This is a genomic window from Anaerobacillus sp. ABD4_527 (genome assembly GCF_056160805.1).
In genome coordinates this window covers 100,455-122,094 of record NZ_JBSWXZ010000001.1, presented here as the reverse complement: position 1 = coordinate 122,094, position 21,640 = coordinate 100,455, and the positions used below count along the sequence as shown (strand labels likewise).

Sequence of the window (21,640 nt, the reverse complement as noted above, 5' to 3'; positions counted from 1 at the left end):
CAATAGAAGCTTTTCATCTTTTCACTCATGTTCGATAAATAGCCTGAATCAGCTTGATATACTCCTCTTCTTTCCCAATATCAAACCGTTCACCCGAAGAAATTCTGGCGAGACATCGCTCTTCTGTAAGAATATCCCGTATTGCATCTGTCAGTTGAATTTCGCCTCCTTTACCTGGATTCAGCTTATTCAACTTTTCATAGATGTTCTTGGTAAATATATACCGTCCTGTTACTGCGAGGTTTGAAGGAGCATTCGAAGCAGGTTTTTCTACGAGATCTGAAATCTCGTAAATGCCTTCAGACGTTTCCTTTCCTTTTATTACTCCATAATCTTTAAGGTGCTCTTCTGCTACCTCTTTCACTGCGATCACATTTGCTCGGCTCTTATTATATACCTCGATCAACTCAGATAGGGCTGGCGTTCCAAGGAAGATGTCATCTGGAAGTAGTACAGCAAACGGATCTTCACCGGTAAACGACTTTGCGAGAGAGATCGCATCACCTAACCCCTTTGCATGAGATTGTCTTACATATTGTATGGAGACATTTGGGACTTCCGTTTTCTTTAATAAGTGTGTTTTGTTTACACGTTCTAGAAACGCTTCGAGCTCTAAAGAGTGATCAAAGTAATCCATAATGAGGTTTTTCGTTCGAGAGATGATGATGAGTATTTCTTCAATGCCAGAAGCTACTGCTTCTTCTACTACATAGTGGATTGCCGGCTTACCGCAGATTGGGAACATTTCTTTTGGTATTACTTTTGTGATCGGTAGGCTTCTTGTACCATAGCCAGCTGCAGGAATCACTGCTTTCTTTATCATACGTGCTCCCCTTCCTCTGTTCTCTATTTTAATACTTTATTCAAGGGTTAAATCACAGTAACTTGTCTATTGAAAAACAGGCGAATAAGCACTACGGATGAATGCCTATTTATTACCAACTAATGCAATTTCATCACACCAACGCCTTCAAGCCTAATACGATATAAAGTAATGTGATTGTTATTGGAGGGAACACCGGATGGATATATGTATCGTTGGTGCAGGCTATGTTGGTCTAACGACAGCCGTTTTGCTTGCTGAACTCGGACACAACGTCCATTGCATCGATAAAGATATCGATAAGATCGAGAAATTAAACCAAGGAATTTGCCCTATACACGAGCCCGAGCTCGAGGATTTGATAAAAAAGAACACCAAGAATGGACGATTGATCTTCTCTGATGATCGTGAAGCATGTATGCTTCATTCTCCTACCATACTCATCGCTGTCGGTACCCCGCCGAAACCGAACGGCGATTCTGATTTAACAGCTTTTAAGAAAGTGTTCCAACACATCTCGCAAAAAATCTCCACACACAAAACGATCATTATTAAAAGCACCGTCCCTCCTGGTACAAATGAGTGGGCACACAACTACCTCATCGAGAAGGGAGTCGACCAAAACCTGTTCGATGTCGTCTCAAACCCTGAATTTTTAAGAGAGGGCTCTGCCATTTACGATTCGTTTCATCCGGATAAGATTGTGATCGGCTCACGATCTACAAAAGCAAGAAATCGGGTGAAAGAACTATACGCGCAGTTATCAGCTCCCGTTATCGAGACGACCTTAACAGGGGCAGAGATGATGAAATACGCATCGAACGCTTTTCTTGCTACAAAAATTTCATTTATTAATGAATTCGCAAAAGTGTGCGACAAGTACCATGTCGATGTTACTGACGTAGCCTCATCACTAGGGATTGATCCAAGAATCGGACCCCACTTTTTACAATCTGGACTTGGTTATGGCGGTTCGTGTTTTCCGAAAGACCTCGACGCACTTTGTTATGCAGCGAGAAAAAAGCGGATTTCAACTCATCTATTAAAGGCTGTAAAGCAAGTTAACAGTGAACAGGTAGATTACTACATCAGGAAGTTAGAAAAGAAATTACGAGGACTAGAAGGAAAGCGAATTTCCGTATGGGGGCTTTCTTTTAAACCTAACACGGATGATATACGAGATTCGCAATCGATAAAGCTCTGTGAAAAACTGATTAAAAGCGGGTGCTCAGTCTTTGCATTTGACCCACAAGCACATGCTGAAAACCTATTTATCCATCAAACGAACGATATGTATGATGCGCTATCAGGTTCCGACGCGTTGATCGTCGCAACCGACTGGGCACTATTCAAATCACCTGATTGGGATCGAGTGAGGAATGAATTGAAAGGAAGGATCGTATTGGATGGTCGGAACTTTCTTGATCCAGAAGAAGTAAAACATGCTGGGTTAACCTATCTTGGGGTTGGTCGAGCATGACGATTCTCGTAACGGGTGCTGCTGGCTTTGTTGGCTCGCACCTATGTGAGCTGCTTCTTAATACGTCCGAAACAAACGTGATTGGTATCGACCTCGACATCGAGGGAAATGAAACCAAGATGAGAAATATAAAACAGCTTCTCAAAAGGCCGAAATTCAAGCTCTACGACATTGACCTTTTAAAGCAAGACCTCTCACACCTGTTAAAAAATGTGGATGTGATCTACCACCTTGCTGGGATACCTGGTGTAAGATCAAGTTTCGGCAGCGACTTTGAACGCTATATTCTCAACAACGGCCTGGTCACTCAAAAACTACTAGAAGCAAGTCGAAATCAATCGATTACGAAATTCATCTATGTCTCCACCTCCTCAGTCTATGGAGAAAAGGTTGGAAAGGTTTCAGAAGATCTGACAACGGTTCCCCTCTCGCCCTACGGAGTTACAAAGCTCACTGGAGAGCAGCTTTGTCATATTTATCATCTCTATTTTGGGGTGCCTGTCGTCATTTTGCGTTACTTCACAGTGTATGGCCCTAGACAACGACCTGATATGGCATTCCATCGATTTATTAAACAAATGCTGCAAGATAAGCCAATTACAGTTTATGGAGACGGTCTTCAATCAAGAGATTTCACCTATGTGAGCGACTGTGTACAAGCGACCGCTGCTGTAAAAGATGCAGACAACGTCATTGGGGAAACGATCAACATAGGTGGAAAAGAACGCGCTACCGTCCTAGATGTGATTTCCATACTAGAAGAACTACTCTCTCGGAAAGCCAAGATCAATTTCGTACCGAAAGCAACAGGTGAGCCGATGCACACATGGGCTGATATTTCAAAAGCTGAAAACCTGTTAAACTATCGACCAAGCGTGTTACTAAAAGAAGGGTTAATGAATGAAATCATAGATTTAACCGAGTTATACGGTAGAAAGGATTGAGCATAGTGAATATCGCCTACGTTTGCACAGAAAAACTTCCATCTCCCGCTGTAAAAGGCGGGGCGATTCAAATGATGATCGATGGGGTGCTTCCTTACCTCACAGAACACCACTCTATGACCGTTTTCTCTGTTCAAGACCCAGAATTACCTGACTATGAAGAGGTTGATTCCGTTACGTATATACGAGTCCCTCGTGAAAATTACAGCGAAAATGTTGCAGAAGTACTAACTGAGATGACACCTTTTGACCTCATCCATGTTTTCAACAGACCGAAAGCTGTCATTCTGTATAAGAGCGTCATGCCAGAAAGCCAGATTGTGCTGAGTCTTCATAACGATATGTTTAAAGAACGAAAACTAAGTGATGAAGAAGGCATGAAAGCGATCGAAAGCGCATCTCAAATCATGACAGTGAGCAATTATATTAGAACTACGATATTAAATCGGTTTCCAGAAGCCGATGAGAAGATTCAAGTCGTCTATTCTGGTGTCGATCTAACTCAGTTTCAACCTTCGTGGACAGATGAGGGGAACAAGATCAAACAAAAGTTAAAACAGAAGTACCGGCTTACGAACCGAAAAGTAATCCTGTTCATCGGAAGACTCAGTAAAACAAAAGGACCACATCTTTTAATCAAAGCGATGCCTGCGATTTTAAAAGAACACCCTGATGCTGTACTCGTCATTTGTGGAGGAAAATGGTTTAGCGACAACCGTTTGAATGAATACGTCTCATACCTCTACAAACTTGCTAAACCGTTAGGAGAACATGTTCTCTTTACCAAATACATCCCTCACGAGGACATACCAAGAACCTTCTTACTCGGTGATGTTTTTGTCTGCAGTTCACAGTGGCAGGAGCCCCTCGCTCGCGTCCATTATGAAGCGATGGCAGCTGGTGTTCCACTCATCACAACGAAACGAGGAGGAAACGCTGAAGTTGTAACGCATCTGCACAATGGTCTTGTTGTAGGTGCATACCGGCAGCCCTCATCTTTCGCAAGGGCAGTTTGTGACTTGTTAAACCACCCTGAGAAAGCGATAGAATTGAGCTTAAACGGACGTAAAGTAGTAGAAGCGAATCATACGTTTCAACACGTCGCAAACCGCTTAGAACGCGTTTATCGTAAGGCCTGTCCTTTAGAAACCATTTTACCTGAAGCTGAAAAAACTGTATCACATGAACCAGTTGAGTATGGTGTCGATGTTGAGGAAGTTAAGGATCTTGAGAATGATTCTGTTACAATAACAGAACGTCCATCTAAGTCTGTACAAGAAACGAAGGAGACAAGATTTGAGGAACCTTGGATCTTCGATAGAACTTACAGACAAAAAAAGAAATAGAACCGGTCATGACCGGTTCTATTTCTTTTTATTCGTCTTCTTCGTCTTCTTCGTCAAACTCTTCTTCCTCTTCATCATCAAGGATTTGAGTATCTTCAATTGCTGCTTCCTCTTCTTCTTCCTCTTCTTCTTCTTCTACTTCCTCTTCTTCCTCTTCCTCTTCTTCTTCATCGTCGTCTAGGTCAAACTCAAATGAGAGCTCTTCTCCACTCACCATTTCGAACGCTAGTTCCACCTCTTCTACTTCTCCTCCTGCAAGCATTTCTTGCAGCTTTTTCAATACTTCTTCATGCTTATCGTGATGCGCCATCGTAATTCCCCTTTATCGTTAATTTGCTTTGTATTCTCGTTAAAGAATTCTTTATAGGGTATGAGGATTTTGATTTTTTGTATAGGACAAATGGTGCAATTTCTAGTCCACCGATGAACCTATTTTTCCCTTAAGCTGGTACCCAGATTGAAGAAGCCTTCGTTGGACTATCGATTACGCGGACTTTCTTTACACAATCATCATTGTCTTCGTCTTCGTCTTCGTCGTCTTCGTCGTCTTCGTCGTCATCGTCGTCATCGTCATCGTCTTCATCTTCATCTTCATCGTCATCGTCTTCATCTTCGTCTTCGTCTTCATTAATCACGTGTTCTTCTAATTTGACCTCTTCTTCATCCGGCAACTCATCTTCTACTTCTTCAATCTCTAGCTCATCGGTTACATCTTCAATCGTTTCCTCAACTTCCAGCACGTCTTCAACTTCTAACTCCTCATGATCTTCTACAATAGGTTCTTCACATCCACAATCTTCTTGGAAGAAAGATTGCTGATTCATAACTGGGCAACGATATCTGCTTTTACCTAAATTACGAGGTCGACCGATCGTTCTCACTCTAAGCGCATATTTCTCTTCAACTTCTCCATGTGTCTCTTGGACTACAGGTGTCTCTTCTGCTACCGGGGCTTCTTCAACGTTCGGTACAACTTCTTCTATCTCACTTAATTCCATAATCGATGCTTCTTCCGGTGGAGCACTACTATCTCCAGGCTCCTCACTAACACTTTCATTGCTAAGCTCTTCTGAAGAAACAAATGGAATGTTTACCGTTCCATCGCCTGGAGGCAATTCTTTCAAGTTTGTCGTTGGAATCGGAGGTGTATGAAGTGAAGATGTGGTGTCTACTTCTAACTCCGCTTGCCCATCAAGGATTTTTTCATATTCTGCATAACTCCACCCCATCGAACCAGGAGGAGAAAATCGAAACTCTTCAAGCTCTAACTTAGGAATCGCTTTCTGTTGTGAAACTTGTTCCATCGCTTATGACACCTCCTTTTATTCCTTTGAAAATTCCATCAAAATTCGATAGAAACTCTTCCTTTGAATTTTCTACAGCAATAATGTTCCGAATATGCATCAAATATTTTTCATCTGACCACGATCTTTTTTGACTGAGATAGTATTTATGAGCGATTGCACAGAATAAATGAGGAAACTTCAAATCTGTCCATAGGACCCGATATTGCCCTTCTGTTAGGGGATGGACCTGGTCATAATGGATGAGCATCTCCTCTGCTAGCTCATGATCCCAAACCGCGAGCTTTTTCATTACTTTATTCATCAGAATACGAATATCTCGAGATGGTAAATCAGCATTCACTGAATGAAGATCTCTCATGAAAGCAGCCCCATCTTTTTCAATCAAGCGAGCCATCGTGAAATCTTGCTGACAAAACATTTTCGACTCGAAGACTTCATTCGTCCATGAAGAAAAGTTTGGATTGTCTAGTTCAGCTAACGCTTCTTTTGCACGGTTGAGCATCAAATCGACCTGTTGTAAAAACAGGATCGAGAATTGATCCGTCGTATAGTCGTTCGCAAGCTTTTTATAGCCTTCTAACTCTTGGATCTTCCAGCGATATAACTTATGCCACTTATCTATTCGACTTCGCTTCTTACTTCCTTCAGGTTGAATGTATCCTTTCGATGCATTGTGGAATTGTCCGATAAACGCCATGGTTTTCTTCGTTTGTTCTTTATCGTAATACAGCATCGTCTCGCCTTCTACATCTTCATACAGAACGTAGGCGTGGTCTTCACCTGCAAGGATCAATCCATTGTTTCGAGTTCGAATCAACTTTGCGATTGGCATGCCTTTTTCTTGGAGATGCCAATGTGCACCTGCAATGTAAAGCATCCGATCAGGTCTGATAAACTCTTGCCTCAACATCATTGTTCCTTGCTTCGTATGCACACGCCATTTTGTGCGTCCTTGTCTACTGAAGATCAAATGGACCGCTGTCGGTTCAACCGGGTAATAACGGAGTACCTGGTTCAATTCAGCAAGATTGGCTGTTTCATGCACAAGAGAATAATCTCCGTCGTCAGCTAAATCTTCCATGTCTTCATTCAAATCATCGATCTCGTCACCATCTATGTCTTCGCTTACATCTTCAGCCTCTTCAGCATGCTCCATATCTTCTAACTCCTGCTCAAGTTCCTTTTCTTCCACGATCGTTTCCCTCTCTTCCTCTACCGTCTAGAAGCAGCTTCATAAACGGTTTTTAAGTTAGACGCTACTCGATTCCAGCCAAACTTTTCCTCGACATACGTACGGCCGAATTTACCGTAGCGATCTCGAGTTCCTTCACTTGAAAGGAACTTGCCAATCATTTCTGCATATGCAGTAGGCTCATCAAATTGATGGATCACATTCCCATTCTTTCCCTCCACAATGACTTCCGGATTTCCTCCACGGTCACTCGTTAATACAGGTAACCCAGCAGCCATCGCTTCGTAATGAACGCGTGCTAGTGGCTCTTGCCACTGTGAACAACACACGAAAACATCCGCCATCGAATAAAGTTTTGGAATGTCCTTCGGCTCAACAAACTTAATGAACGTAATGTTGTCTGGATACATGGCACCTAATGTATAAAGGTGCTTTACATAGTTGTTTACATCGTTCTCACCAAACCATTTAGATCCAATGAATACCATGTGTGCATCTGGATGTTGTTCGATAATTTTTGGCAGCGCATGAAGCAGAATATGAGGCCCTTTTACTTTACTCAGCCTTCCAACGAACAAGATGACCTTCTTATTTTCGATATTCAATTGAGACTTGATCGAATTTCGTAGTTCTCTACCTTTCGACGTCCATCTCGGGTGATAGGTGTTTAAGTCCACACCAGAATAAACCGTTTGCACTTTTCCTCGCGCTGAAGGAAAACGATCTGTGATCGTTCGCCCGATATAATCACTCACCGTAACGATTTTCGAAACGAGGGAGATACACGTCTCTCCTTCTTCGTCCTCCATCTTTCCTTGTGCGAACATTTCGTTATGGACGCTCAAGATAAACTTACTCGTAGGTGACGCCTTCTTTAATGGTTCGATCCAAGCTGGACGATTACAAACATGGATAACGTCGAACCTGTTATCACTGATCTCTTGGATAAGCCCTTCTAAATAATCTTCTTGATTGATGCGAATGTACTGCACTCCATTGCTTCTTTCTCTTGATTCCAAATTTGGATCATCAATCGATATGACAGTCACATCATGATGATTTGCTAGAAGTTTTGAAACGGCTTCTAAATAAATTTGAATCGCACCGCCCCGTATTGCTGGAACAGGCAACTTCTCTGTTGCGACTAAGGCAATTTTCATGTTCACCCTCCTTTAATTCTTTAAGACTCCGTATGCGAACGCCGTATGACGTTGATAAATTTTAGAACGTTAAGCAGAATACCACTTAAAATTCTGTTTATAAGCATGATACGGAGGAAAAGGAAGGTTGTGCGAAATCCTATACTTAAAACATAAAAAGGGCTTTACCACCTGTTAAATATACCTATTTTTGAATAGATTGGTCGAAAATGGTGACATGACTATCTCATTCTCCATAACGTATTAGGAACAGATATGATAGGTAGGTGAACTTATGGAAACTTGGCACAATAAAGATGGAGCCTCAGAAGAATTCAGAGGATCCAATCAGGTAGTGTTTCGCTCTTCAGACATTGCCGATGAAAGTGATGTTGAGGTAACCATCGACGCGCCCGTAAGCGATTCGTTTCACAGCATGGATTTAAGCAACCTTGTTGACCCGGAAGAGGAAGAAGCCGGTACAGAACTTACACCAGAAATGCAGGAAAAGCTAACGAAGCTTGCGGAACTTTTACTCCCTAATTGGGAATTTAACGTATTAAGTATCGAAGTCATACAAGGTGGCCAGATGGCTCTTGTATGGAAGTTTATGACTGACGAAGGACCTAAGTGTTTAAAGAGGATACATCGTCCGGAAAAGAAAGCACTCTTTTCCATTCATGCGCAGGATTATTTAGCAAAGAAGGGTATGCGCGTGCCTGGAATTATTCCGAACAAAGATGGCAGTCTTTATACGAAGCATGGTCCATTCCTGTTTGTTGTCTATGAATGGATTGAAGGAAGACCGTTTAACTTGACCGTTCCAGAAGACTTGCAGTGGATGATGAGAGGCCTTGGGGACTATCATACACAGTCAGTTGGCTATGTTCCTCCTCCAGCCACACCAATTTTCTCAAAACTTGGTAAATGGCCTAAGCACTACATTAAGAGATGCCAGCAGATGGAAACTTGGAAACTGATCGCAAAACGTTTTCCAGAAGACCCTTTTTGCCAGCTATATTTAGCAGAGATCGATCAATTCATCGTGAAAGGAAGAGAAATTCTAGACCAACTTCGTGCTTCTCATTATCCAGAATGGGTAGCGGCTTGTAAGAAGAAACCAAGTCTTTGTCACCAAGATTATGGAACTGGAAACACACTTCTTTCAGAAGAACAGATCTGGATCATTGACCTTGATACTACTACTTTCGACTTGCCGATTCGTGATTTGCGTAAGGTAATCATTCCCTTGATGGGTGATACGGGTGTATGGGACCATCAGCTGTTTGAACTGATGTTATCCGCTTATGAAGAAGTTGCACCGTTAACGCCAGAACAAAAGAATGTGATGTACATCGACATGCTATTCCCTTATGAACTTTACGAAACGGTCAGCGAGCGGTTTGGAAGAAAGAATGACATTATGCCAGAGGAATTGATGGCAGCGTTTGAATATGAAAAACGCAAAACAGAACAGCTTTCTCAGCTGCTATAAGAAAAACGCCCCGGCATTTGCCGAGGCGTTTCCATTATGTTGCGATGATGTTAAAGCCGCTATCAACATGAATCATCTCACCAGTGATACCACTTGAAAGATCACTCATTAAGAAGAGTGCTGTATTGCCTACGTCTTCTTTCGTTACAGTACGACGAAGCGGTGATTTTTCTTCGATTTCCTTTAAGACTGAGTTGAAGTCTCCGATTCCTTTTGCAGCAAGGGTACGAATTGGTCCAGCAGAAATGGCATTTACGCGGATACCATCTTTTCCAAGATCATTCGCAAGGTACTTCATGCTTGCGTCTAGCGATGCTTTTGCAACACCCATCACATTATAGTTGTTCACGACACGTTCTCCACCAAGATACGTCATCGTTAAGATGCTTCCACCTTCCGTCATTAACGGACGAGCAGCTTTGGATACAGCTGTAAGTGAGTATGAGCTGATGTTGTGAGCAAGCATAAAGCCTTCTCTCGTTGTTTCAAGATACTCTCCCTTTAGCTCTTCTGTTTTTGCGAACGCAATACAATGCGCTAGTCCGTGAATCACACCGACTTCTTCTTTGATCTTTGCAAAAGTCGACTCGATTTCATGATCGTCTGTAATGTCACAAGGTAAAATAACAGAATCATCACGATCAAGCGTAGCAGCAAGATCGCGTACGTTTTTCTCCAAACGGTCGCCAGCATATGTAAAAACAAGTCTTGCCCCAGCGTTACTTAGTGCTTGAGCGATTCCCCAAGCGATGCTGCGTTTATTCGCAACACCCATTACAACGTATGTACGATTTTCAAGAGACAGGTTCATATCCATGCTCCTCCTCGGTTTTTTTATTATTAGTTCTTAGCACCACGTGCTAATTATAACATGCTTTAAGGAACCTGTACCATGTTGAATTCATTACCCTTTACTCGTTTCAATATTTCTTTTTTCATACCCGCAATGAGGGCACACAAAGATGATGTTTTGATTCGATTGAGCTGTAATCGTATGTTCTAGTTCACTCTTCTTATGACAGGCTGGACACACAACTTCAAGTTCAGGATTCATATCTACTACCTCCTTCAACTGGTAGTAGTATCACCTCGAAAGAAGTTTCTATACGAAAAAACCCCCGGCATAAAGCCGAGAGCCTTTCCTAATAACTTAATAATGTTCTTACTTCTTCTACACTCTCACTGCTACCCGTTACGATCAAACGATCACCTATACGAAGCTCCGTGTCTCCGTGAGGTACGATCGAGTCTTTACCACGGAAGATACGAACGATGATCGTATCACCTAAGTAAGGGAAGTTACGGAGTGGCACGCCGTTATATTCAACATTGTTCATATTGATCTGGTAGAGCGCATTTTCTTCTTTCGTGAAGATATTGACGACTCCAGGTGATTCGATCAGAGCTTTGAGCAAAGCTTTTGTAGAAAAGAATACTGAGAACACATCGATGTTCAGATCACGTAATTGATCAGCAACTTCAGTTAATTCGATTCTGGCAATAACTCGTTCAGTTCCATACTCTCTTGCGAACACGGCGATATCTGCGTTTGTTTCATCGTCACCTGTTGAAATCAATAAGATATCTGCATCGAACACTTCACTGTTTCGGAGCGTATCGATACGATAATCAGAAAGTTCAGTAACACTGAAGTGACTACTTTGCTTATCTGAGTCCACCTTCTCTTGCTTCGTATGGTAAATCGCCGTTTGATAATTCGCAGGATTTAACTCTAAGGAAATTGGTAGCGTAATCTGATTTGCACCAATAATCGCAAGCTTTTTAGCATTGGATCGTTCTTCAGGTTTAGGCATAACTTTTCTAAACAAGATCGGTGCAACGATACAGCTGATGACGGCTACTAATATTAATGCAGATGACAATTGTTCATCGATGATATCGATTCGTTCCCCGATTTCTGCTGCTGCGATCACGAGAGAAAGCGTCGATGTTAATAGTATTCCACTCCCGAGGACCGTTTTGATGTCATACCATCTTTTTAGCACAAATACTGGAACAAGCTTTGAGATAAATAGTGCAAGTAGTAGTAATGGAATCAACACAAGTACTCTAGGGTCTTGGAACAATGACCAAACATCTAGCTCGACCCCTACCATCACAAAGAAGATTGGGATCAAGAAGCCATATCCAAATGAATCGAGCTTTTGTACAAGTTCAGTATTCGGTGATAGAAGCGATACGAGCGCTCCTGCCAAGAATGCACCAAGGATATTTTCCGCTCCAACCGTTTCTGAAATCCCAACGAGTACGATGATTAGTGTAAATACTGCTCTCGTTCCAATCTGGATCGTCCCTTTTGACATCGTTTCAATAAAGGAAAGATGTCTGAAATAAGCACCCATGAAATACAGAAGGATACCTGCTCCAAATAGAACTAACAACAGCCACATGTTTCCTTCTCCACCTGAATGAAGTGAAACAAAGATCGCTAACAAGATCATCGTAGCAAGGTCAGCGATAACGGCTATCAAAAGAATCGTTTGTCCAATGCTCGTTTTAAGCACATTTGCGTCTTTCAATGTTGGCACAACGACGCCAAGCGAGATCGTCGAGATGATTAACGTCATGAAAAAGGCATTGTCTGTATAGCCTAGAACGACGAATAATATGGATAATCCATACGACACAAGAAATACGAAGACGAAGACGATGAATGAAACCAGAACACGGTTCGGTTCGATTTTTCCAGTCGGCAGCTTCACTTTCTTCTTTTTACTGGCAAACACAGAGAAATCGATCTCAAGTCCACTTAAGAACATTAAGAAGATGAACCCAAGCGTTGAAAGTGTGTCTAGCCAGGTATCCGCTTCAACCAAATTGAACCCACTCTGTCCGATAATGATACCAGCGATAATTTCTGCTACTACCACAGGGAGAATGTTCAACTTAAATCTGTGTAGAATGAATGGAATTAAAAATGCAATAACAACTACAATAACTAAGGATGATACTGATGCGCCGTGTTCCATGTCTTTCCTCCTTCAAACCCCAACGATATCCTACTAAATGAGATAGCTCATAAATGCAGTAGCCATACCAAAGTAGATGAGAATACTGATAATATCGTTGATCGTCGTAATGAACGGCCCTGAGGCCACTGCAGGGTCAATGTTTAATTTATGCATAAGTAGTGGTACAAGCGCACCTGCAAGCGTTGCGACTATCAGAGTACATAATAGCGAAAATCCAACTAAAATTCCAAGAAAAAAGGTTCCCTGCCATAAGAAAATAATAATTGTCACAAGGATCCCACATGTTGCTCCGGTTATTAATCCTGTACCAGCTTCTCGTAAAATTAAGTTCCATTTACTATGTTCTTCAAAATCCCCTGTTGCAATCCCTCTAACCACAACTGCTAGTGCCTGTGTACCTGTATTTCCCGCCATCCCTGCAATCAACGGAATAAATACGGCAAGGAGAGCCACTTTATCGAGGGTCTCTTCAAATTGTCCGATCAAACTCGCTGTCATCATACCAAGAAACAATAAGATAACGAGCCAGGGCAATCGTTTTCGTGCTGAAGCGAATGGATTTCGATCAAGCGTCCCATCGTCTGAGATTGCGGCAAGCTTGGAATAGTCTTCTGAAGCTTCTTCTTCAATAACGTCAACGATATCATCGTGCGTGATAATTCCGAGTAGATGCTGTTGAAAATCAAGTACGGGTAGCGCGAGGAAGTCATAATCTCTCATCAACCTAGCCGCTTCTTCCTGGTCTTCTCCAACTGAAATCGATACGACACGTTCATTCATGATATCTTCGATCAAGACATCTTCTTCAGCTATGATCAAATCTCTTAAAGATATGACGCCTACCAGCCTTTTTTGCTGGTCCACTACGAATACATAGTAGATGGTTTCTGCCTCAGGGGCTTCCCGTCTAAGAATTTGCATCGCACGTTTAACCGTTTGGTGAGCTCGTATCGAAACAAATTCAGTTGTCATGATACTTCCGGCAGTCTTCTCTTCATAATGAAGCAATTCTTTGATCTCGTCAGCTGCATCATCGTCCATGATTGTTAAATAGCTTGCAATTTGTTCTGGGTTAAGCTCGTTTAAGACGTCAACAGCATCATCGGCATACATCTCAGCAAGCATTTCAGCAGCATATGGAGGTTCCATTTCAGAAATAAAATCTTCCTGCTCTTCTATTTCAAAGTTTTGAAAGATCTCTGCCATTTCTTTTGGAGACAAATACGTATATACCAATAGTCGAACGTCTTCTTCAACAGTAAGGAAGAATTTTGCCTGGTCATAAGGATGTATATCGAGAAATAGGTCACGAAATGCCTCTATTTTTTCTTCAGCTAAAGATTCGATAAGGGCATCGTAAATAAGTTGGATCTCTTGTTCTGGATGTGCCACCAAGCACTCCCTCCTTCCTACTCTTTACTAAGCGCGTCATGCGTTATCGTAATAAAATAGACATAAATTGCAAGTGAGGTCTTGTTTATTTCTTTAAGTAGCGTACAATCTCATTTATAATATAGTAAGTAAAATTACCTTCCTATCTTAGTCGGAACATAGTAATTTTGTCAAAACAAATTCCTTTTTCAGATTTGCAAAAAGAGTTTTTTCAGATAAGATAGGTGATGTGCTTTGAGCACGTCTCCAACGCTGTTCTTTAGAAAGGATTATATCATGAACAATGACAATCAAACACCTTGGCAGCAGATCGATTATACGCTTCTGTTCTTTATCTTTTTACTGATGTGTGTCAGTACAGTTGCCATTTATTCTGCACAAGCTTCACTTCCTGGAGAGTTAAAAAACGTAAACTTCGCTGGAAAACAGCTAACTTGGTATTTCATTGGAGCTTTTGTCTTATCACTCACGATGGTCATCGACTTCGATCGCTTCAAACAGCTCTCGTGGTACCTTTACGGTTTCGGTATTTTCCTTTTACTACTGCTCATGATCATGCCAGAATACATAGGGAGCTATCAGATTGCCCCGATTCGAAACGGAGCAAAAAGTTGGTTCGTATTACCTGGGCTTGGAAGCGTGCAGCCATCAGAGTTTATGAAGATCTTTATGATCATCACTATCAGTTCTTCTGTCGTGAAACACCATGAAAAATACGGAGAAAAAACGATTCAAACCGATTTGATCTTACTAGGTAAAATCTTTGCGATTGCAGCTCTTCCACTTGCAATCGTTATGAAACAGCCCGATCTCGGTACCGCGATGGTTTTCACCGCGATCGTCGTAAGTATCACACTCGTATCAGGCGTTCGATGGCGTTTGCTCGCATTGCTCACGTTATCGGGAGTTGCAGGTATTGCTGCTGTTGTATTTACATTCTTTAAATTCCCAACTTTTTTCAAAAGTTACATTCTAGATGAATACCAGCTTGCTCGTTTTTATGGCTGGCTCGCACCAGAAGAGTATACGGATGCAGGCTATCAAGCAACGAAAGCAATCCTAGCCATCGGATCAGGAAAGCTTGAAGGAAAAGGCTATGCAGATGGTACCGTCTACTTCCCTGAAGCCCATACCGACTTCATTTTTGCAGTGATCGGTGAAGAGTTTGGTTTCATTGGAGCGAGTATCACCATCTCGATTTTCTTCCTTCTCATTTACCGCATGATTCATACTGCATTAGAAAGCAATGAATCGTTCGGCAGCTATTTATGTGCCGGTGTAATCGGGATGTTGACTTTCCAAGTATTTCAAAATATCGGTATGACCGTACGATTATTACCGATTACTGGAATCCCTCTTCCTTTTGTAAGTTACGGAGGAAGTGCATTGCTCACATATATGATTGCAGTTGGACTTGTATTGAACGTTAGATCACGAACAAAAACATACATGTTTGAATAACCTGCCCAAGCGGCAGGTTATTTTTACATCACTTTCAAGAATGTGAACCATGAAAGTAGGGAATGGTTAATCGCATAAAGGAGGACGTACATTGTTCGATATTATTGGTGACATACACGGCTGTTATGACGAATTCGTATCTCTTACTCATCAGTTAGGCTACGAATGGAAGAACGAGACCCCTATTCATCCTGAAAACAGAAAGCTTGTCTTCCTCGGAGATCTAACGGATAGAGGTCCACAATCCCTAAACGTTATTGAAGTCGTTGCAAAGCTCGTTGAAAAACGAGAAGCCTATTATTGCCCCGGCAATCATTGTAATAAGCTCTACCGCTATATGATCGGTAGGAACGTCCAGCAAAAGCATGGGTTAGAAACAACCGTAGAGGAACTTTCTCAGCTATCAAGTGCAAAGAGAGAAGACATCATCGACAAGTTTACTACCCTCTATGAAGAGTCTCCTCTCTATTTAACACTCGATAATGGGAAGCTCATTGTGGCGCACGCAGGGCTGCCAGAAAAGTATATCGGCCAATCTGGAAAGAAGGTTAAAACCTTTGTCTTATATGGAGATGTGACGGGAGAAACTCACGCGAGCGGCATGCCAGTAAGAAGAGATTGGGCAGCTACTTATAAGGCCTCCCCTCTCATCGTGTATGGCCATACGCCGGTCGAGGAGCCACGATGGATCAACAGAACCGTCAACATCGATACAGGTTGCGTGTTTGGAGGTAAGTTAACTGCACTAAAATATCCTGAACTTACGACCGTTTCCGTTCCTTCTTCCTTACCACTTGTTAAAGAGAAGTTCCACGCATTTCCATAACATTTCTCATATCTTCTTCCAATTCAGCAGTAAACGTAAGTGTTTTTTCAAGAAAGGGGTGATAGAACGCAATGCTCTTACTATGAAGAGCTTGTCGGTCTATCACTCCTTTTTTTCCTCCGTAAAGATCATCTCCTAATAAAGGATGACCGATCGAAGACAAGTGAACTCGGATTTGATGTGTCCTTCCGGTTAATAACTTGATTTCAAGGAGGCTTTTTGTAGAACTCGCTCGAATCGTTCGATAGTGAGTAATGGCTCTCTGTCCATCCTCTCTTACAGCCCTCTCGATGATGCTGCCTTCTTTTCGACCAATCGGTTGATCGATCACACCCTCTTTTTGTTCAATCACGCCATGAATGATCGCATAATACGTTCGCTTCATCGTTTTGTTTTTTTGTTGACGTGAAAGAAGATCATGGGCGTAACGATGCTTTGCGAAGAGAACGAGACCTGATGTATCACGATCGAGTCGATTGACCGGGTGTACGGTTCGGTTTAAATCATGCTTTCGATAGTAAGCGAGAACGCCTTGAGCAAGCGAGCTTTCTGAGTGCCTTGACGGAATCGTAGGCAGGTTTGACGGCTTATTGATAAGTAAGAAGTGGTCATCTTCAAACGTAATCCTTAAATTCATCTCGATCGGTTTCATGCTCTCACTAATCTTTTCTTCTGGAAACGTTACTGAAACGCTATCTCCTGTATTCAAAGTCGTCCGTACGTTCCTTATTTCTCCATTCACACGGATGCTTCCACCTTTAAACTTTATATCCGTCAGCATGCTTCTTGAAAGGCTTTTCTCTCTTAACAGAAATTCTCTCACTAAAGTTCCGTCATGGCGTTCTTCTACCTTCCAGTTAAACTGTAAGGCGCTCATGATGCACAACCTCCTTCACTAGATAGAAAAGCAGTCCAGCTCTTTTGATGAACTGGACTGCTTTTGAACTTATTCATCATCGACGAACGATTCCTTAACGCGCTTCCAGAATGGGAAAGGTCTAAACCTAGCAAATCGAATCTTTTCTTCTGCAACACGATATTGAATCGATTTCACATCTTTTTGAAGTAAGAAAAGGTGGTCGACCGTAATCTGAAAATCCACGTCATTAACAGGTCTTAACAAACAAGTGTGATGCTGCGGCAAAACGAGCGGGGAGCCAACCGTTCGAAATACCCGATTATTGATCGATGCCATCTCGGAAAGCTGAATCGACGGCAGGGCTGGATGGATGATCGCTCCACCAAGCGCTTTGTTATAAGCTGTGCTTCCTGAAGGAGTCGAAATACAAAGGCCGTCTCCCCTGAATGTTTCGAAAAGATCTCCTTTAATATCAACGTTCATTACTAGAGAGCCCTCGACGCTTTTCACCGTACATTCGTTCAAAGCGAGATACCTATTTTCTTTCGAGCTATCAAGGTAACGAACCGTTACTTCAAGAAGAGGGTATTCAACGATTTGAAATGGCGTCCTCGCAATATGAATAACAAGTTTTTCAACTTCCTCAGGCACCCAATCTGCATAAAACCCAAGGTGTCCAGTATGTACACCGACAAATGCTGTATCGTCCAATCGATCTTGATAATGATGAAAAGCATGCAGCAACGTGCCATCGCCACCAACAGAGATCACGATATCAGGTTCTGCTTCATCGTACTCTAGATCAAAATCACGCAAATAGTTCTTTATGCGCTGCTGTAGCTGATTCGACGTTTGATCCCCTTTCGACTTTATAGCAAACTTCACTTTTGGCACCTCATCTACTTTAGTTTTCTTTCTCTTCCTTTTCTTTCTTTTGCATAAACACTTTTTGAGCTTCTTTTATTTCTCCCCTAATCTCCGACATTTCATCATCCAATCTTGAAGCAGCTTCTGCTGCTCGTTGAAGTCTCCTTTGGATGTTGCTCGGAATCTTCTTGTTATATTTGTAGTTAAGGGAGTGCTCGATCGTTGCCCAGAAGTTCATTGCGAGCGTACGGATCTGTATCTCAACGAGAAGCATCTGTTCACCGTGAATCGTTTGAACAGGGTAACGGACAACGACATGATAAGAGCGGTACCCGCTCTCTTTTTGATTCGTTACATAATCCCGCTCTTCCACGATTTCAAAATCTTTTCTGTTACGTAAATGCTGTATCACACGGTTAATATCTTCAACGAACTGACACATCACCCGTAACCCAGCGATATCATGCATCTCTTCCTGTAGCTTATTCGTTGGAATATCTTTTCTTTTCGCTTTGTCCATAATACTTGGAATCGGCTTTACTCTTCCTGTAACAAATTCCACAGGCGTATGATCATCCGCTTTTTCAAATTGATCTCTGATGCCTTTAAGCTTCACCTTCAGCTCGTTTACAGCCTGCTTATATGGCGCCAAAAACTCTTCCCAATTCATCCTACCACCACCAACGACAATGTCTATGAAGTAGCTGTTAGAAATACGCTCTCTACAGCTTCATTCATTTCATTTCCATAGTTAGAATTCCCTTTGATATTCTCAACTAAATAAGCGAGCTCTTCTTTTATTTCGACAAGCTCGAGCTTATCCCCTGTCTCATCAACAAGCAAAACAGGCAATTCTTTATCTAGAATACCTTTTAAAGAAGACCACACGTCCTTGTTAAAACGAATATATGTATACCCTTCATCACCATCTAGTAGATAAACAAATGAGAGGTTGTCTGAATCTACAAGCATATTCCCAGTTGCAGAATAACTAGTTAAATCCGCTTTCTCATCGATATAAAAGGTTGTATTCTCCTCTTTCATTTCTCCTCTTGTTACCTGGTATTGTAATGCCACAAATACCTCTCCTTCCTTGCAAATGCTTTATGTACCACCATACAGTTTATCACATCGAATGGGGTAATTTCAGTTGTGTTGTCCTAATCACCTACTTATGACATAATTTCGATAGATAAAGAAATTCCCTATTGGAGGCTCAACAAATGGCTCAAGAAATCGAGATCGAATTTAAAAATATGCTAACCGAACAAGAATATGACGCGTTATTAGCTTCTTATGAGTTATCACAGGGTGATATAAAAACACAAACAAACGACTATTTTGACTCACGGAAATTCATTCTACGGGATCAAGGTGCAGCACTACGTGTAAGGAAAAAGAATGACAAGCTTGTACTAACCTTGAAAGAGCCAGCACAAAAGGGGTTATTAGAGACGCATCAGATAATAACTGAAGAAACATTTCAGTCGATTAAAGAAACTGGACAATTACCAACAGGAGATGTGTACCAACAAGTAGTGAAGCTCGGTCTTACTGAGAACCTATTCCATCTCGGGTCATTAACGACTCATCGTGCAGAAGTGAAGCTTCCAACTGGCCTCCTCGTTCTAGATCACAGTGAATATCTCGGGTGTGAAGACTACGAATTGGAATTTGAAGTAACCGATTTTGAAGAAGGAGAACGTGCTTTCTACCAATTATTAGAGAAGCATGGGATCGAAATTAGAAAAGCTAAGAACAAAATACAGCGTTTTTTCATTGAAAAACAGAAGCAACTGTAGCGCTTCTGTTTTTTTATGGGAATCATTGCAAACCAGATTATTTGCTGTTACATATAGAGGTTGCTAAAATAAAACTGTAATAAGGTTCTAATTTCCAAAGGGGAAGAGCAATATGAAACAAAACATGTATGAATTAATTGGACGTTCAAAGTTAGATGAACTTGTGAACGCGTTCTATAACAGAGTTTCACAACATCCGAAACTTAAACCGATCTTTCCTGCTGACTTGGACGAGACAGCTCGAAAGCAAAAACAATTTTTAACACAATTTCTAGGAGGTCCTCCTCTATATTCTGAAGAACATGGGCATCCTATGTTAAGAGCAAGACATCTACCATTTGAAATCACACCAGAACGTGCTACAGCTTGGCTAACTTGTATGGAAGATGCGATGGACGAAGTTGAATTAGAGATCGATCTTAAAGAACATTTATTAAATAGACTCACATTCACAGCCCACCATATGGTCAACACGGGTAATCCGGAAGAGAAAGGAGAATCGAATTGACACCGAAAGAGACAGGTTCGTTTTGCGATTCTTACAATCCAAACGGAGATACCGACACTTGTTCAACGCTATCCCAGAAAAGCAAGCCGATCGAAATATACTCTTTCGTCGATCCGTTATGCCCTGATTGCTGGGGACTTGAACCCGTCATAAAAAAACTCCATCTTGAATATGGACATACATTTCGAATAAGGCATCTTGTGGGCGGAAATGTTGAAACGTTCAATTCCTTTAAAAGGAAAACAGAAGGCATCAAAACCCACGCAGATGTTGCGAAACGCTGGGAGCGAACTGCTACACGATCTGGCATGTCATGCGATGGGGATCTCTGGTTTGAAGATCCGATCGATACACCATACATCGCTTCGATCGCGATCAAAGCAGCAGAGCTTCAAGGAAAGCTGCAGGGTCTTCGATTCCTTCGTAAAATGAGAGAACTTCTCTTCATCGAAAAGCAAAACATGACAAAAGAAGAGAACCTCGTCAATGCAGCTAAAGATACTGGCCTAGATGTGGAAGAGTTTAAGAAAGACCTGCACTCTCAAGCATCGATCAGAGCTTTTCAATGTGATTTAAAGATATCAGCTGAAATGGAAGTGAATGAACTTCCAACACTCGTTTTCTTTAACGAAAACATCGAAGAGGAAGGTCTGAAGATTACGGGTCTTTACGATTACGAAGTGTACGTTAGCATTTTACATGAAATGCTGAAAAAAGAACCGGAACCTGAGCCTCTACCTTCCATCGAACATTTCTTGCAGCGCTATCAGTTCGTTGCGACGAAAGAGGTTGCAGTTGTTTATGATTTAAGCCTTGAAGAAGCAAATGCTGAAATGAAAAAACTCGCACTGAAACAAAAAGCCGCACAAGTACCAGTGAAACATGGTTGCTTCTGGCGATCGACTTCTCAATCTTAAGGAACGGGGAAAAATTCCCTCGTTCCTTTTTTACGGTCTAAAAACGAAAAGGTTTCATATTTATTTTATTGAGGAGGAGAAAGGATGTCTTATACTGTACTATTTGGGTTGATACTAGTGGCTTTGAGTTTTGGAGTTTTTCTTATGGGGCTTCTAAAGTTCATCCCTTCGATCGTAGGGATTCTTCTTCTGTTTTTTTCAATTTTATTTACAGTAAGCATGTTCAACAAGCGCAACCAATTTAAAGGCTTTCACTAAAAAACCCGCCTGTAGTTAGGCGGGTTGCTTT

Annotated in this window: 23 protein-coding genes; 10 read left to right on the top strand and 13 right to left on the bottom strand. The window is 41.7% G+C overall.

The window, feature by feature from the left end; translation table 11 throughout:
• Window positions 1-25: 25 nt before the first annotated feature.
• Window positions 26-823 carry a UTP--glucose-1-phosphate uridylyltransferase gene (locus ACXAHI_RS00620; RefSeq protein ID WP_474845155.1) on the bottom strand — a complete coding sequence of 266 codons (798 nt, stop codon included), beginning with the start codon at window positions 821-823 and terminating at the stop codon, window positions 26-28.
• 199 nt (window positions 824-1,022) lie between these two features.
• Here ACXAHI_RS00620 and ACXAHI_RS00615 point away from each other — a divergent pair, with 199 nt between their 5' ends.
• The 3 genes from ACXAHI_RS00615 to ACXAHI_RS00605 are packed head-to-tail and all read left to right on the top strand — an operon-like array spanning window position 1,023 to window position 4,593.
• Window positions 1,023-2,303 carry a UDP-glucose dehydrogenase family protein gene (locus ACXAHI_RS00615; RefSeq protein ID WP_474845153.1) on the top strand — a complete coding sequence of 427 codons (1,281 nt, stop codon included), beginning with the start codon at window positions 1,023-1,025 and terminating at the stop codon, window positions 2,301-2,303.
• Window positions 2,300-3,247 (top strand): NAD-dependent epimerase/dehydratase family protein, encoded by a 948-nt coding sequence (locus tag ACXAHI_RS00610; RefSeq protein WP_474845151.1) that lies wholly within the window; start codon window positions 2,300-2,302, stop codon window positions 3,245-3,247. The genes ACXAHI_RS00615 and ACXAHI_RS00610 overlap by 4 nt, the downstream gene beginning before the upstream one ends.
• Before the next feature lie 5 nt (window positions 3,248-3,252).
• On the top strand, window positions 3,253-4,593 hold the full coding sequence (locus ACXAHI_RS00605; RefSeq protein ID WP_474845149.1) for a glycosyltransferase family 4 protein: 1,341 nt from the start codon (window positions 3,253-3,255) through the stop codon (window positions 4,591-4,593).
• A gap of 28 nt (window positions 4,594-4,621) precedes the next feature.
• Here the strand turns inward: ACXAHI_RS00605 and ACXAHI_RS00600 are convergent, their stop codons facing one another.
• The 4 genes from ACXAHI_RS00600 to ACXAHI_RS00585 form a co-directional block, all read right to left on the bottom strand.
• Window positions 4,622-4,903 (bottom strand): hypothetical protein, encoded by a 282-nt coding sequence (locus ACXAHI_RS00600; RefSeq protein ID WP_474845147.1) that lies wholly within the window; start codon window positions 4,901-4,903, stop codon window positions 4,622-4,624.
• Window positions 4,904-5,033: 130 nt separating this feature from the next.
• On the bottom strand, window positions 5,034-5,897 hold the full coding sequence (locus ACXAHI_RS00595; RefSeq protein WP_474845145.1) for a hypothetical protein: 864 nt from the start codon (window positions 5,895-5,897) through the stop codon (window positions 5,034-5,036).
• The gene (locus ACXAHI_RS00590; protein ID WP_474848035.1) at window positions 5,863-6,945 is read right to left on the bottom strand and encodes a CotS family spore coat protein; all 1,083 of its coding nucleotides are present in this window, start codon (window positions 6,943-6,945) and stop codon (window positions 5,863-5,865) included. The genes ACXAHI_RS00595 and ACXAHI_RS00590 overlap by 35 nt, the downstream gene beginning before the upstream one ends.
• 167 nt (window positions 6,946-7,112) lie before the next feature.
• Window positions 7,113-8,252, bottom strand: a complete 1,140-nt coding sequence (locus ACXAHI_RS00585; RefSeq protein ID WP_474845143.1) for a glycosyltransferase family 4 protein — start codon at window positions 8,250-8,252, stop codon at window positions 7,113-7,115.
• A 415-nt stretch (window positions 8,253-8,667) separates the two neighbouring features.
• Between ACXAHI_RS00585 and ACXAHI_RS00580 the strand changes: the two genes are divergently transcribed.
• Complete coding sequence (locus tag ACXAHI_RS00580) at window positions 8,668-9,726, top strand: CotS family spore coat protein (protein WP_474848033.1); 1,059 nt, start codon at window positions 8,668-8,670, stop codon at window positions 9,724-9,726.
• 34 nt (window positions 9,727-9,760) lie between these two features.
• On the opposite strand, the gene fabI is transcribed toward ACXAHI_RS00580, so the two are convergent.
• From fabI to mgtE, 4 genes are all read right to left on the bottom strand, one after another.
• Window positions 9,761-10,537, bottom strand: a complete 777-nt coding sequence (gene fabI / locus ACXAHI_RS00575) for an enoyl-ACP reductase FabI (RefSeq protein ID WP_474845141.1) — start codon at window positions 10,535-10,537, stop codon at window positions 9,761-9,763.
• Between the two features lie 93 nt (window positions 10,538-10,630).
• Window positions 10,631-10,780, bottom strand: a complete 150-nt coding sequence (locus tag ACXAHI_RS00570; protein WP_270182071.1) for a hypothetical protein — start codon at window positions 10,778-10,780, stop codon at window positions 10,631-10,633.
• Between the two features lie 88 nt (window positions 10,781-10,868).
• Complete coding sequence (locus ACXAHI_RS00565; RefSeq protein WP_474845140.1) at window positions 10,869-12,716, bottom strand: monovalent cation:proton antiporter family protein; 1,848 nt, start codon at window positions 12,714-12,716, stop codon at window positions 10,869-10,871.
• A 33-nt stretch (window positions 12,717-12,749) separates the two neighbouring features.
• Window positions 12,750-14,090, bottom strand: a complete 1,341-nt coding sequence (mgtE, locus tag ACXAHI_RS00560) for a magnesium transporter (protein ID WP_474848031.1) — start codon at window positions 14,088-14,090, stop codon at window positions 12,750-12,752.
• A gap of 297 nt (window positions 14,091-14,387) precedes the next feature.
• Between mgtE and ACXAHI_RS00555 the strand changes: the two genes are divergently transcribed.
• Both ACXAHI_RS00555 and prpE read left to right on the top strand, forming a co-directional pair.
• Entirely contained in the window at window positions 14,388-15,572 is a 1,185-nt protein-coding gene (locus ACXAHI_RS00555) for an FtsW/RodA/SpoVE family cell cycle protein (RefSeq protein WP_474845138.1), read from the top strand.
• A gap of 91 nt (window positions 15,573-15,663) precedes the next feature.
• Window positions 15,664-16,398: a bis(5'-nucleosyl)-tetraphosphatase PrpE gene (gene prpE / locus ACXAHI_RS00550; protein ID WP_474845136.1), complete on the top strand. Its 735-nt coding sequence runs from the start codon at window positions 15,664-15,666 to the stop codon at window positions 16,396-16,398.
• Here the strand turns inward: prpE and ACXAHI_RS00545 are convergent.
• The 4 genes from ACXAHI_RS00545 to ACXAHI_RS00530 form a co-directional block, all read right to left on the bottom strand.
• Complete coding sequence (locus ACXAHI_RS00545; RefSeq protein ID WP_474845134.1) at window positions 16,370-17,275, bottom strand: RluA family pseudouridine synthase; 906 nt, start codon at window positions 17,273-17,275, stop codon at window positions 16,370-16,372. The two genes, prpE and ACXAHI_RS00545, sit on opposite strands and share 29 nt — an antisense overlap.
• Window positions 17,276-17,344: 69 nt before the next feature.
• Window positions 17,345-18,142 (bottom strand): NAD kinase, encoded by a 798-nt coding sequence (locus tag ACXAHI_RS00540; protein WP_270181651.1) that lies wholly within the window; start codon window positions 18,140-18,142, stop codon window positions 17,345-17,347.
• Between the two features lie 19 nt (window positions 18,143-18,161).
• Window positions 18,162-18,794, bottom strand: coding sequence for a GTP diphosphokinase (gene yjbM / locus ACXAHI_RS00535; RefSeq protein WP_270181650.1), 633 nt, complete (start codon window positions 18,792-18,794; stop codon window positions 18,162-18,164).
• A gap of 23 nt (window positions 18,795-18,817) precedes the next feature.
• Complete coding sequence (locus ACXAHI_RS00530) at window positions 18,818-19,201, bottom strand: UPF0738 family protein (RefSeq protein WP_474845132.1); 384 nt, start codon at window positions 19,199-19,201, stop codon at window positions 18,818-18,820.
• A gap of 146 nt (window positions 19,202-19,347) precedes the next feature.
• Here ACXAHI_RS00530 and ACXAHI_RS00525 point away from each other — a divergent pair, with 146 nt between their 5' ends.
• The 4 genes from ACXAHI_RS00525 (at window position 19,348) to ACXAHI_RS00510 (ending at window position 21,609) form a co-directional block, all read left to right on the top strand.
• Window positions 19,348-19,926 (top strand): CYTH domain-containing protein, encoded by a 579-nt coding sequence (locus ACXAHI_RS00525; protein ID WP_474845130.1) that lies wholly within the window; start codon window positions 19,348-19,350, stop codon window positions 19,924-19,926.
• A 112-nt stretch (window positions 19,927-20,038) separates the two neighbouring features.
• Window positions 20,039-20,434: a globin domain-containing protein gene (locus tag ACXAHI_RS00520; protein ID WP_474845128.1), complete on the top strand. Its 396-nt coding sequence runs from the start codon at window positions 20,039-20,041 to the stop codon at window positions 20,432-20,434.
• A gap of 89 nt (window positions 20,435-20,523) precedes the next feature.
• Window positions 20,524-21,351 carry a ClpXP adapter SpxH family protein gene (locus ACXAHI_RS00515; protein WP_270182048.1) on the top strand — a complete coding sequence of 276 codons (828 nt, stop codon included), beginning with the start codon at window positions 20,524-20,526 and terminating at the stop codon, window positions 21,349-21,351.
• Between the two features lie 84 nt (window positions 21,352-21,435).
• Window positions 21,436-21,609 carry a hypothetical protein gene (locus tag ACXAHI_RS00510; RefSeq protein ID WP_270181646.1) on the top strand — a complete coding sequence of 58 codons (174 nt, stop codon included), beginning with the start codon at window positions 21,436-21,438 and terminating at the stop codon, window positions 21,607-21,609.
• Window positions 21,610-21,640: the final 31 nt, after the last annotated feature.